Below are 13,193 nucleotides of genomic sequence, written 5' to 3' on the forward strand. Positions count from 1 at the left end.
TTTAATTTTTATAGCCTGTATTCTGCTGGATCAATCCATTGGAAATATCAATTTCTACCTGCGGCACTGGCAATACCTTCCGGTCTTCCGGCACATCCGGCGACCGCAGCGGACTGCCGGTACGGATCAGATCGTAGCGGAGCTGCCCTTCGAATGCCAGTTCCCATCGCCGCTGCTGCAGAATGGTATCGATCAGCGCTTCCGGGCTGGCGAAATCGTTGATCGTATAAGGCGTAGCGCCCGGCACCGCGCGATTGCGCACGTTGTTCAGGAGTGTGACCGCTTCCTGGGTCACCCCTTCCGAAGCGGCGATCCCTTCCGCGGCGGTCAGCATCACCTCCGCCAGCCGGATCAGCGGCACATTGTCCCGGCCATTCGGATTGTTGAATTTGAATGTGGTCAGCTCATTGAAATGATCGGGATTATATATCTGGTCTCCTTTGTACATCAACTCGCTCACGCGTTTATCGTCCGGCTCAAAAGACTGGATGAATGTGCTGTTGATCCAGAAAGACCGTTTGAAATAATACCCGTTCCCCAGGTTGTTGTTGGTGCTGGTGGAAGAGCTGACCATATGGCTGACGGGAAATGCCAGTACATATTCTTTGGTGAGCGTTTGGGCTGTGCCGCCGGGATTGGCAGGGAAAAGCGCGGTCAGTGAAGGTGTCAGCTCATAAATGGCCGGCACCTGTTCCAGTACCTGCCGCGCTGCCGCCGCTGCAGCTTCCCGGTTGCCCATGTAGAGGTATGTTCTGGCCAGCAAAGCCCTTGCGCCGCCTTTGGTGGCCCGGGAGCGGGTACGGAGATCGCCGGGCTGGTTGTTCTTCAGGAAAGGGATGCTTTCCTCCAGGTCTTTGATGATCTGCGCAAACACCTGGCCGTTGGTGGACCTGGGGATCACCTCGCCGGTATTGTATCCCTTGAAAGGGGTAAGCTGCAAAGGCAGTCCCAATCCATCCATCCGGCCGCTCAATGCGCCGTCGCCGAAGAATTTCAGTAGGTCCAGGTAAGCATAGGCGCGGATAAACCGGGCTTCTGCGATCAGCGGGTCCTGTATATCCACGGCATAAGCGGCATATTCCGGAATGTTGGCGATCACGTTATTGGCCAGGTTGATGGCTTTGAAGTAGGCCGTCCACATACTGGCGATCACTTCATCATCCGGTGTGCTTTCCCCGATGGCGTAGATCTCGTAATAAGCGCTGTGATGCAGGTTACCGGTCGTAAAATCGCCATAGACATATGCAATATTGCCGGTCACTGCCCTGAGCAGGCTGAAGTAAGCTTCCGCCAGCGCCTGTTCCGTACCGGCTTCCGTTCTGAACACTTCCCGGTCCGTCAGCGTATTTTCGGGCGCCAGGTCCAGTTGCCGGTTGCAACCGAAGAAGCATACTATCGATATGATAAACAACTTTCTCATAATCCTACATTGATTCCGAATTGAAAGGTTTTTGTTTGCGGCATGGTCAGTTCATCGTAACCCGACCGGATGGCGGATGATCCGAAGGCATTCACCTCCGGGTCCAACCCGGAATAACCGGTAAGGGTGAACAGGTTGGTGCCGGTTGCGAACAGCTGCAGAGAACGCAATACTTTCAGTTTCCGCGGAATGATGTTGTAAGACAGCCGCAGGGTGCGCAGACGCAGGTAGGAAGCATCTTCCAGGAAACGGCTGTTCGTTCTGCTGGTTGTGAAATCCCGGATACTTGAGCTTCCCGGGGAAGTGGTAACGGACGGGTTCACCAGCTTTGGAATATCCGTTTCATGCCCGGGCACCAGCCAGTAATTGAGTATTTCGGTGCTGAGGTTGTAGGCATCTTCCGTCACGTAAGTCAGCAATGTAGCCCTGGAGCCGTTGATCATCTTGTTGCCTACGGAGAAAGAAAAGAATGCATCCAGCTCCCAGTTGCGCCAGCTGAGGGTGTGCCCCATACCGCCGTAGAAATCCGGCAGGCTGGACCCGTAAGTTCTCCTGAAATCGTTCACATCCTCCACAACGGAGAACAGGGATGCGGGAGGGGTAAAACTGATATTGCCCTTGTTGTCGCTCCACTGGGGGTTGCCGGACATCGGGTCCACACCGCGCCAGTCATACAAAAAGAATTGTGCGGCAGGCTCCCCTGCCTTCATGTACTTGAAGGCGTCATTCGCCAGGCCCACTTCATCGCCGCTGAAATTCAGGCGCAGTATCTTGTTGGTGTTGCGGGAGATATTGAAATTGGTGGACCACACCAGGTCTTTCCGCCGGATGATCTCCGCTTTCACCGTCAGCTCAAGCCCGGCATTCATCATATCCCCGATGTTCTGCGGTTGCGAGACCCAGCCCTGGTAGAGGGGAATGGCGGAGGAGAGGACCATGTCCCGGATGCGGCGGTGATAATAGTCCAGCGTGATGTTGATGCGGTTATCCCATACGGTGGCATCCAGCCCGATGTCGATAGACCTTGTTCTTTCCCACTTCAGGTTAGGGTTGTCCGGCTGCATGGTTTGCAGAATGGGCGTACCCGCATAGCTGAGGTTATCGCTGTTCAGCTGGTATTGCCCCTGGCTGCCGTAGTAGGAAGTAGAATTGTTATTACCCGTAAAACCGATGCTACCGCGCAGTTTCAGATCGTCCAGCCACTTCCGGCCGCTGAGGAACGCCTCTTCGGAAAGCCGCCATCCGGCGGAGAAAGAGGGGAATCCTACATACCTGCGGTTCCGTGAGAACCGGGAAGAACCATCCAGGCGGTAAGTGACGCCCGCCAGGTATTTGTCCCTGAACTCATAGTTCAATCTTCCGAAGTAGGAACTGAGCGCCCATTGCTGGGTAAGCGATGCTTTTACATATTTGCTGTTGGCCGCAGCGATGCTTTTGATGGCATCATTGAAGAAACCGTACCCGCCAAGTGAGGTCAGCGATTCGGTGGAATGCTCATAGCTCTGGCCTGCCACGGCGTTGATATAATGATCGCCGGTGGTGTGCAGCACACTGATCGTATTATTGGCAACGATCTTCCGGTTCTGGTTCACGGAGCTGACGGCATCGTCCCCAAACCCGCTGGGCCGTTTCACGCGGCGCGTATAGGCATCCCCGTTGCTCAGCTGCGTACCGAATTCGGAGCGCAGGGTGAGCCATTGCAGCGGCTTCAGTTCCAGGTAGATATTCCCCAGGCCTTCCGAGGTTTTCAACGTATTGGTGTTAAGCCGTGCATCTGCAACAGGGTTCACATCCATACTCCCGAAAGGATTCGTACCGCGACCGTAATTATAGCTGCCGTCTGCGTTGAAAACGGGCAGGTTAGGCGCTTTCTGCAAGGCGGCGCGGTAGATCTGCATGGCGTTCATGGAGGAGTTGTCCGCAAAGCTCATGGACATGCTGACGCCCGCCGTGAAAAGCGGAGAAGGGCGGTAAGTCAGGTTCACGCGGCCGCTGTACCGTTTGTAATCATTATTGATCACATAGGAAGGCTGGCTGGTGTAGGACCCGCTGATGTAATACTGCGCCTTTTCGCCGCCGGCGGACATGGAAGCATCCACCTGCTGCGAGATAGCCGTACGGGTAACCTCATCCACCCAATCCGTATTTCCCTGTTCGCTGAATGTATAGCTCTGCCCCAGTTCCCGGTAGTACTTGTTATATACCTCGTTGTATTGGGGACCGTTCAGCAGTTTGTATTTCCCGATGGGCTGTATGGTGCCCGTCATCATTCTCACGTTAAAAGATTCCGATCCTTTTTTCCCTCTCTTTGTGGTTACCAGTATCACGCCGGCGGAAGCCCTGGAACCATAAATAGCGGTGGCATAGGCATCCTTCAGTATTTCGATGGACTCGATATCCGCCGGGTTAAGGGCGGACAGCGGGTTGTTCTCGAAATCCTGCGTGGGCGTATAGTTGTCCGATACGGATGTACCGCCCAGGCCGACTACCGGTGCGGTGGAGTTGTTAAAATTCCGGTTGTTCACATCTCTGCCCGAACCATACACCGGAATGCCATCGATCACGATGAGTGGTTGGTTTCCATCCGGGTTGAGCGAGCTCAGACCCCGGATGGTAATACCAGTAGCAGACCCCGGCACGCCGGAGCTGGATATAATGTTCACCCCTGCCGCTTTGCCGATAATGGCATTGTCGAATGACAGCGCGGGGGATTTGGCGAGTTCTTTGGCATCGATGGATGCAATGGAGCCGGTGATATTGCGTTTACGTTCGTTGCCGTAACCGATGATCATCACTTCACTGAACGTACGCTGGTCTACCGGCAGGGCCAGTGTCAGCAACGATGCCTTACAGGCGGATTCCAGCTTGTGGAACCCCACGGCGGAAAGCACCAGCGTATCCGTAGGTTTGGCCAGTATCTGGAATTTGCCGTTCTCGTCCGTGATGGTGCCTCTTGAAGCACCTTTCACCTTGATCGTGGCAAAAGGCACAGCAACGCCGTCTTTGGCGGATTTCACCGTACCATCGATCTTTCGCATGGACGTATCGCTTTGTGCCTGGAGCGCCTGACTTCCGCCAAGAAGGAACAGGGCCAGCAACAGTGTATTTCGCATATCTCCCTGTTTTAGTTAAGACCGCCCTTCCAGATATCGCTAACGATCACATGCTGATTGCCGTTCTTCATCAGACCGCCCATCAGCCAGATCACATTCTCGTTCACAAAAACGCTGAAATGTGCGCGGGCGGGGAAGTTACCGGGCAGTGCGCGAACATCTCCGGCTTCTATTTTCGTCCAGTTCACACCATCATCTTCTGATACCCAGAGATCAGCCTGTGTGCCGTCTGCCGTTTCGCCGCCAATGAGCAGCAACTGACCGTTATGCGCTACCACGCGGTGGCCCTGCCTTGCCGTAAAATCGCTGGCGGTGGTCACCTGCGTCCAGTTCAGGCCATCGGCGCTGTTCCAGACATCGTTCAGGTAATTTCTGCCGTTATCGATACCGCCGATGAGCCAGATCTTGTCTTTATACACAAAAACAGCAGGATTGGAGCGGGGAAGGAAGTCTGCAGCATCGGTTATTTTCGTCCATGTTGCGCCATCGGTAGTATTCCATACGTCGTTATAGGCTGTACCGTTGGAATTGGTATTACCGAATGCAGGATACCCGCTGCCGCCGATCACCCACATCTTGTTGTTGAATACAACTGCGTTGATACGTTCCCGTATGCTCCAGCGGTCTGCCGGGTCAGCAGGTGCGGAAACCGTCCAGGTAACCCCGTCCGCCGAGCTCCACACTTTATTGGTCACGGCGCTGAAAGCCATGGCAGTACCCGGGAGCAGACCTCCCAGCATCCACATCTTATTATTGAAACCGGTGACCAGCTTGCCATGCTCCGCCATCGGGATGGAATCGTTGTTATTGTCCGCTGCTTTCAGACGCGTCCAGGCTACACCGTCAGCAGATTCGAATACGCCGAACGTGAAGGCGTTGAAGGAACCGAGCGTGGAATTGACCGCATAGAATTTGCCGTTGAAGAACCCGGCCTGCACATCATGGAAGGAACCGAACCCGGCTTCTCCGGAACGCTGCCAGGACACGGTTTTCGGGTCCAGCTTCGCTACGTTCACCTGTACCGTGTACTGACGGGTGGTCACCCCGTCTTCCGCCACTACCGTGTACACTACAGGATTCGTGTAGTCGTTCACCGTAGTCCCGGATTGTTGCACCGCAGAACCGATCTTCACGGTTGCTCCGGCTACAGCGGTAAAGCTGGCCGTCAGTGCGGATACATCGGATTCAAATGGAAGGCTGTCCGCATTCGAGATCTTCAGCGTGGTCTGGTCCACTGTAAAGTCCACTCCCGTGGAAGGAATGCTGAATTCGGTGATCCCGGAAAGGTTGCTGCGTTTGTCCTCTTTCTTGCAGGCGGAAAAAAGCAATGCGCCCAGCATCAATGTACCGGGCAGATAATGGTTGATTAAAATGTTGTTAAAGCGCATAGTATTTGATTGATATTATTGGCAATAGTATCCCGCACGGCCTTTTGCCGCGATTTTTTCAAATGCGTTCTGTGATCATAAACTGCACAGCGGCAGCCTCACTGTACGTGAGCGGGGAATAGTGATATCCTATTTCTTGATCAGGTACACTACGTTGCTGTATATCTTGCATTCCAGGTGCATGGACCGGCTGATATCGGTCAGCACTTCCTCCAGCTTTGCATCCTTGAATTCTCCGGTATAGGTCTCATGCGCTTCCAGCGGTACGGTGAAGATCACCTTCATGCCATACCAGCGGTTCAGCTTGTCCATTATTTCTTTTTCGCCGGCCTGATAAAAGCTCAGCTTTCCATCTTTCCAGTTATATATTTCATCGTCCGTATGCAGGCTTACATCCGTAAGGCCGCTGTTCTTGTTGAAGGTCATCAGCTCCTTTTCCTTTACCACTACCGGCTTGCGCAGCTGAATAAGCGGATGCGGCTCTCCTTCTTTGATCCGGGTGATAACAGCGGCCGAATCTTTTTGCTTCACCGGGCGGATCTTTAGCATCGGCCAGGTTTCCTGGTTGTGCGCGATCTCCGCTTTCCCTTTTTCCACAGACACCGTCACCGTACTATCGGTGGGGAAGGCCGAGATATTGATCTGCGAGCCTCTGGCCGTGGTCACCAGTTCCCTCGTCTTGATCACCAGTGAGCTGGAGCTGTCCCGCAGCTTGAAATAGGCTTCCCCCTGCAGATATACAACGGGATGCAGGGTCATCTCAGAAGGGAACATCAGTTCCGATTCCGCATTCAGAAATACTTCCGAGCCATCGCTCAGCATGAGCTGGGTACGCTGTCCCTTGCCTGTCTGCGCGCTGCTGAGCACCCATTTATGATGTTCCGCTGCAGAAGAGCGCGTTTTCATATAGTTCCCCATCCAGATGCCGGTGGCAAAGAAAGCTATACTGGCGGCCGCTGCGTACATCCATACCCGCCTGTTCTTTTTCATGGCCACTACTTTGCCGGTCTGCTTTTCCACGGCCAGCGCCTTGCCGAACATCTCTTCAAATGCCGGTACCGGCGCCGTTTCCATCCGTTCCTCTTTCCAGTACGATTCGATCCATGCCAGTATTTCGGGCCGTTTGGAAGTATCGGCCAGCCAGGAATTCACCTTTTGTATTTCTTCAGACGAGGCGGTGTTTTCAAAATACCGCTTCAGGAGGTCCTTTTCCACAAATGCTGTTTTAGATTTTCTGCCGGTACATATAGCATACACTTGAATATGCCTTTGCACCTACGGGGTTTTAAAAATTATTTGAAAATGATGAGCGCGATGGTTACCAGTGCACCGCCGTAACCATGACTTTCCAGGTTCTTTCGTATGATCTTCAATGCTTTATTCAGCTGGTTTTCCACCGTGCTGCGGGAAATATCCATTTCTTCCGCTATCTGTGCATTGGTATATCCTTCCAGCCGGCTTTTGCGGAACACCATCCGGCATTTTTCCGGCAGTTGCTGCATAGCCTTGCCGATCAGTTCCTGCAATTCCCTTATCTGCACTGCCGGGTCTTCCTGCCGGAGGCCGGACTGCAGGCTGACTTCCCGGAGATAGTTCTGCCGGTGGCCTGTTTTACGCAAATGGTTGTAAATGAGATTTTTGGCGATGGTAATGATATAGGCTTCGAAAGGCAGTGACGGGTCGATACGTTGGCGATGCACCCAGGTACGGATAAATGTTTCCTGAACGATCTCGTCCGTTTCCGCGCTGCTGGCCTGGAATTTTATGGTAAAAGCTGCGAGGCGCGGGGCGTACCGCTCGTAAAGCGTACGGAAGGCTGCGGGATCGCCCGAAATGAGTTGCTGCACAAGCGCCTGTTCGTTCATTGGCTGATACGTGATTGTGATCCGGTAGTGCGGTAAAGATAGGGAATAAGACGGTGTGATACAATGCCGGGAGAGATCCGGCGCACTCCCGGGATATTCCGTTGCAGCCCGGATCAGGGAAAGGCCGGACAGGAGCAATCCAAAACGCTCCTGCCGCCGGGACAGCGGAAATAAAAACAGGGCTGTATCAAGACAGATACAGCCCCCTGGTCATTCAATTGTGCTCCTCTTTTGGGGTTCGGAACGGATGCTTTTGGGGTGTTGAATGGACTATTTTGGGGATACAAATGGATGAGGAGCGTTTGATAAATCTCTTTTGATGACACAAAGATGCTATGCATTTTTCTCTTATAAAACCGGTATTTGGTATCTGGCCGGATTTTTTGGATAGCTGGCAGCGATAGCGCAATAACTGTTCAGGTGCTGCCGATGTGCGTTGCAACTCTTTTTTTACTGATGAACAAAAAAACCTGTCTGCAAATGCCTAACTTGCCGCGATCAATTGCCTAATACCGGAATCATGAACATCAAACATACCGCCGTCTGCATCATCGGCGCGGGCCCTGCCGGAGCAGCGGCCGCATTACAATTACATCAATACGGCATTGCCTGTACCGTAGTGGACAAGGCGGTATTTCCCCGGGACAAGGTCTGCGGCGACGGGCTCAGCGGCAAGGTGATAACACTGCTGGACCGTATTGATCCGGCCATCACCGGAAGGCTCCGGGAGATGCAGGCGAAAACGGACAGCTGGGGCGTTACCTTCGTGGCCTCCAACCGGGCTTCCCTGAACATCCCCTACCGCGTGAAAGACGATGGTCTGGCACCGGGCCTCGTATGCAAGCGGATGGACTTCGATAATTTCCTGGTAGAGGAAATGAAACGATGCAGCCATATTGAACTGATACAGGGACAGGCTGTGGATCAATATACCTTGCAGGAAGACGGATACCTGATCGCCGATTCAAAAAGCGGTTTCCGGATAAAGGCACAGCTCCTGATCGTGGCCAACGGCGCACACTCCGGGTTTACCAAAGACGTGGCCGGCATCCACATGGAAGCCAGTCACTACTGCGCAGGCCTCCGCTCCTACTACAAAAATGTCAGCGGCCTGGATGAGAACGGATACATCGAGCTGCATTTCCTGCGTTCCCTGCTGCCCGGATACTTCTGGATATTCCCCCTCCCCGGAGGCGAAGCCAACGTAGGCATCGGCATACTCAGCGAAATAGCCCGGAAGAAAAAACTCAACCTGAAAAAACTGCTGCTGGAAACTATCGCGACAGACCCCGTATTGAAAGAGCGTTTCAAAGACGCGGAACTATGCGGCAGCATAGATGGCTATGGGTTGCCATTGGGCAGCAAAAAAAGAGGGTTGTCCGGCGAACGGTACATGCTGGCCGGAGATGCGGGCCATCTTATCGATCCGTTCACGGGGGAAGGCATCGGCAATGCCCTGTATTCCGGCCGGTATGCCGCGGAACAGGCGCAGCAGGCCATCCTGGCCAATAATTTCTCTGCGGCGCAGCTCAAAGCGTACGATGAGATGATCTATCATAAACTCGGCCCGGAACTGAAACTGAGCAGCCGGCTGCAAAAACTTGTGCGCCGCCCCTGGCTTTTCAACTACCTTTTAAAACTGGGCATGGGCAACAAACAGCTGCGTGAATTGATGGCCTGCATGTTCTACGAACTGGATCTCCGGAAAAAACTGACGCGTCCTGCTTTTTATCTTAAACTGCTGTTGAACAGGAATTAAAAACTGCGATAATGCTGTCTTTTTTTTCTCTCCTCCGCGAAATTATTTATATTCAGGAATGGCTTTTGGCTTGGCCAGAAAAACCGTTCCATGTTTAAACCGATTACACCGCTTACAACTGTTATTATCTACGCGATTTGTGGCATCCTCTGGATACTGGTCACAGATACTTTGCTGATACAACTTCCCTGGCAACTGTCTTCCTTATGGCTGGGCCAGCATTTCAAGGGCATTTTATACATATTATTGTCCAGTTTCCTTTTATATGGATTGATCAGAAGGAATATCGCGCGGCTGGAACTTTCGCAAAAGGCGTATATGAGAATGTTCCGGGAAAACCCGCAGCCGATGTGGATATTCTCCAAAAAGACATTCCGGTTCCTGGAAGTGAATGATGCGGCCATACTGCTGTATGGCTACAGCCGCGAGGAATTTCTTCAAATGACGATCCTGGACATCCGCCCTCCTGAGGATATTCCAAAGATCCGGGGTAACCAGCAAAAACAGGGGAACAGCCCCATTACCTCGGGAAATTGGCAACATTATAAAAAGGACGGCAACCTGATGTACGTACGGGTGGAAGCATTTGCCACTACTTACGAAAAGGAGCCCGCCGAAGTGGTCACCATATTTGATATTACCGGTCAGTACCTGGCCGATGACGCGTTGAAGAAACAGGAGCAGCTGCTGAAAACCATGATCAACAGTACCCACAACATGGTATGGGCGGTGAGCACGCGACTGGAACTCATCGCCTTCAACGATACCTTCCGGCGCCACTCCGGCCTGTTCGAGGGCATCAGCGAGCCCAGCGACTACTGGCGGATGTATTACGAAAAGTGCCTGGCCGGCGAAAAACAGCTGTTCGAATACCGGATGGAAGACAAGGACGAGGACTGGCAGTTTGCCGAGATATCCTTTGAGCCGATCCTTCATAAGGACAGGATCACGGGGGTGGCTTGCCTCGCGCAGAATATAACAGAAAGAAAACGTCACGAGATAGCCCTGAAGAAAGCATTGGAACGGTATGACCTGATCTCGCTGGCTACCAATGATGCGATCTGGGACTATGATCTGGCATCGAACAAGATCTCCTGGAACGAAAAAATGCAGCAATATTACGGATTCGCAGGCCTCGAAGCGGACGTTTCCTACTGGCAGGACCGGATACATCCGGAGGACAGGGAGATCATGATGCGCAGCGTGGGAGAAGCGGTATATAAAAAACAGTCCCGCTGGCAAGGGGAATACCGCATGCTGGGAGTAAAAGGCGAATACCGGCATGTGATCAGCCGTGGTTATATTCTTTATAATGAAAAAGGAGAGCCTTACCGGCTGATCGGCGCTTTGCAGGATGTGGAAGACAAGGTACAGCAACAGGAAGAGATCCGGAAACTCTCCCTGATCGCCAGCATGACGCACAATCCCGTTATCATTTCAGACCCGGAAGCACACATCGAATGGGTCAATAAAAGCTTCGAAGACCTTACCGGTTATACATTGGAAGAAGTCAGGGGGAAACAACCCAGCAGCTTTCTGCATGGCCCGGGAACCAACCCGCGCACCCTGCAGGAGATACAGGAAAAACTCAGTACTTCCCAGCCTTGTGTTGTGGAAATACTCAACTATACCAGCGACGGGGAGCCGTATTGGGTATTAATGGACATTACGCCGGTAGTGGATGCCTCCGGCAAAATAGAGCACCTCATTATTATACAGACCAATATCACCGAAAAGAAAAAGTTCGTGCAGCAGCTGGAAGAAAAGAACAAGCTGCTGATGGAAGTGGCGTACATCAGTTCCCACCGGCTGCGCAAACCGGTTGCCTCCATGCTGGGCGTCATTGCCCTGATGGATAAAGCCGATCTTTCCAACCCCGAAAACGAACGCCTCATCGCGTACATAGAACGCCTGACCAACGAAATGGATACCATGCTGCATGAAATGGCGGATAAATGCAACCGGATCTACGAAGTGGAGCTGCGGCAAAATGATCCCTTGTTCTAAACAGCAGTAAGACTTTATTGCCTACATTTGCCATTGGTCAAAAATAAGTTAGCCATGCGTAAAGGATTTATCATCAGTGCGCTGACAGGGATCATTGGCGCAAGCCTCCTGGGATGGTACGCTAGTCCCTGGTGGTATGTTGTACTGGCAATGATTGCAGCACTTTTTATTATGGGGATCAATGATATGATGCAGACGAAGCACTCCATCATGCGCACTTATCCCGTTTTCGGCCGGATGCGTTACTGGATGGAAGCATTACGGCCCAAAATGTACCAATATTTTGTAGAATCGGATATCGATGGCCGCCCCATCAACCGGATAGACCGGTCTACTATCTACCAGCGCGCCAAGCAGGAAATGGATACCATGCCGTTCGGCACCCAGCTGGATGTATATGAAGAAGGCTATGAATGGATGAGCCATTCCATTTCTCCCAAGGATTTCCACAAGCTCGATCATAACCCCCGGGTGATGATCGGGAACAAAGATTGTACACAACCCTACTCCGCCAGTATCTTCAACGTATCCGCCATGAGCTTTGGCTCGCTCAGCAGCAATGCCATCGAGGCGTTGAATGCCGGCGCAAAGATCGGCGGATTCGCCCACAATACCGGGGAAGGCGGCATCAGTCCATACCATCTCCGGCACAACGGCGATATCATCTGGCAGGTGGGCACCGGCTATTTCGGCTGCCGGGACGATGACGGGAACTTTTCCCCGGCGGTATTCACCAAAACCGCCTCCCTCCCGCAGGTGAAAATGATAGAGCTGAAACTGTCCCAGGGCGCAAAGCCGGGGCATGGCGGCATTCTGCCGGCAAAGAAAAACACGCCGGAGATCGCCGCCATACGGCACGTGAAACCCAATACCACCGTTTATTCCCCACCTTTTCACAGTGCATTCAACAATCCGAAAGAGCTGGTGCAGTTCCTGCAGCAGATGCGGGAATTGTCCGGCGGCAAACCCGTAGGCTTCAAGCTCTGCATCGGCAGGAAAAGCGAGTTCATCGGTATCTGCAAGGCGATGATGGAGCTGGACCTGTACCCCGACTTCATCACTATTGATGGTGGCGAAGGCGGTACCGGCGCCGCGCCGCAGGAATTCTCCAATCACGTTGGCGCTCCCCTGCTGGACGGGCTGGCTTTCGTTCACAATATGCTTACAGGCTTCAATATCCGTCACCACATCAGGCTCATTGCCTCCGGGAAGATACTCAGCGGGTTCCACATGCTGAGAGCCGTTGCACTTGGCGCGGATGCCTGCAACAGCGCCCGTGCCATGATGATGGCCCTGGGATGCATTCAGGCCCTGCAATGCAATTCCAATAAATGCCCGACCGGTGTAGCCACCCAGGATCCCGCGCTGACCATAGGGCTGGTAGTGGCCGACAAGAAGCAGCGTATCGCCAATTATCACGAAGATACCCTGCGCACCTTTGTAGAGCTGATGGGCGCGGCCGGGATCGATGACTATAAAAAGCTCACCCGTTCGCATATCTATCGCCGCGTTTTCATGAACGAGGTCAGAACGTTCGAGGATATTTTTCCTTCACTTGAAACAGGCTGTTTGCTGATCAACAAGATACCGGAAAAATATAAGCAGGATTACGAGATGGCGAGTGCGGACAAATGGTATTAA

General features: G+C 52.8%; 8 protein-coding genes. 3 read left to right on the forward strand and 5 right to left on the reverse strand.

Translation table 11 applies throughout. From position 1 onward, the window contains the following. Position 1: 1 nt before the first annotated feature. The 5 genes from FW415_RS20110 to FW415_RS20130 all read right to left on the reverse strand — a co-directional run bounded on the left by FW415_RS20110 (position 2) and on the right by FW415_RS20130 (position 7,786). Positions 2 to 1,420: a RagB/SusD family nutrient uptake outer membrane protein gene (locus tag FW415_RS20110; RefSeq protein WP_148388615.1), complete on the reverse strand. Its 1,419-nt coding sequence runs from the start codon at positions 1,418 to 1,420 to the stop codon at positions 2 to 4. Continuing rightward, positions 1,417 to 4,533, reverse strand: a complete 3,117-nt coding sequence (locus FW415_RS20115) for a TonB-dependent receptor (protein ID WP_148388617.1) — start codon at positions 4,531 to 4,533, stop codon at positions 1,417 to 1,419. Before FW415_RS20115 ends, FW415_RS20110 begins: the two co-directional genes overlap by 4 nt. 11 nt (positions 4,534 to 4,544) lie before the next feature. Beyond that, on the reverse strand, positions 4,545 to 5,921 hold the full coding sequence (locus FW415_RS20120) for a DUF6242 domain-containing protein (RefSeq protein ID WP_148388619.1): 1,377 nt from the start codon (positions 5,919 to 5,921) through the stop codon (positions 4,545 to 4,547). 129 nt (positions 5,922 to 6,050) lie between these two features. Then, complete coding sequence (locus tag FW415_RS20125; protein WP_148388620.1) at positions 6,051 to 7,136, reverse strand: FecR family protein; 1,086 nt, start codon at positions 7,134 to 7,136, stop codon at positions 6,051 to 6,053. A 77-nt stretch (positions 7,137 to 7,213) separates the two neighbouring features. Further along, positions 7,214 to 7,786, reverse strand: a complete 573-nt coding sequence (locus tag FW415_RS20130; protein ID WP_148388622.1) for an RNA polymerase sigma factor — start codon at positions 7,784 to 7,786, stop codon at positions 7,214 to 7,216. 520 nt (positions 7,787 to 8,306) lie between these two features. On the opposite strand from FW415_RS20130, the gene FW415_RS20135 reads away from it, so the two are divergent. The 3 genes from FW415_RS20135 (at position 8,307) to FW415_RS20145 (ending at position 13,193) form a co-directional block, all read left to right on the forward strand. After that, positions 8,307 to 9,545 carry an NAD(P)/FAD-dependent oxidoreductase gene (locus FW415_RS20135; protein WP_246858817.1) on the forward strand — a complete coding sequence of 413 codons (1,239 nt, stop codon included), beginning with the start codon at positions 8,307 to 8,309 and terminating at the stop codon, positions 9,543 to 9,545. Between the two features lie 90 nt (positions 9,546 to 9,635). Next, the gene (locus FW415_RS20140) at positions 9,636 to 11,552 is read left to right on the forward strand and encodes a PAS domain S-box protein (RefSeq protein WP_148388625.1); all 1,917 of its coding nucleotides are present in this window, start codon (positions 9,636 to 9,638) and stop codon (positions 11,550 to 11,552) included. A 54-nt stretch (positions 11,553 to 11,606) separates the two neighbouring features. Beyond that, the gene (locus FW415_RS20145; RefSeq protein WP_148388627.1) at positions 11,607 to 13,193 is read left to right on the forward strand and encodes an FMN-binding glutamate synthase family protein; all 1,587 of its coding nucleotides are present in this window, start codon (positions 11,607 to 11,609) and stop codon (positions 13,191 to 13,193) included.

This window comes from Chitinophaga sp. XS-30, from assembly GCF_008086345.1.
GTDB lineage: Bacteria > Bacteroidota > Bacteroidia > Chitinophagales > Chitinophagaceae > Chitinophaga.

Coding starts and splice junctions, on each gene's coding strand:
- FW415_RS20110 (WP_148388615.1), bottom strand. CDS start 1,420: ATGAGAAAGTTGTTTATCATATCGATAGTATGCTTCTTCGGTTGCAAC.
- FW415_RS20115 (WP_148388617.1), bottom strand. CDS start 4,533: ATGCGAAATACACTGTTGCTGGCCCTGTTCCTTCTTGGCGGAAGTCAG.
- FW415_RS20120 (WP_148388619.1), bottom strand. CDS start 5,921: ATGCGCTTTAACAACATTTTAATCAACCATTATCTGCCCGGTACATTG.
- FW415_RS20130 (WP_148388622.1), bottom strand. CDS start 7,786: ATGAACGAACAGGCGCTTGTGCAGCAACTCATTTCGGGCGATCCCGCA.
- FW415_RS20135 (WP_246858817.1), top strand. CDS start 8,307: ATGAACATCAAACATACCGCCGTCTGCATCATCGGCGCGGGCCCTGCC.
- FW415_RS20140 (WP_148388625.1), top strand. CDS start 9,636: ATGTTTAAACCGATTACACCGCTTACAACTGTTATTATCTACGCGATT.
- FW415_RS20145 (WP_148388627.1), top strand. CDS start 11,607: ATGCGTAAAGGATTTATCATCAGTGCGCTGACAGGGATCATTGGCGCA.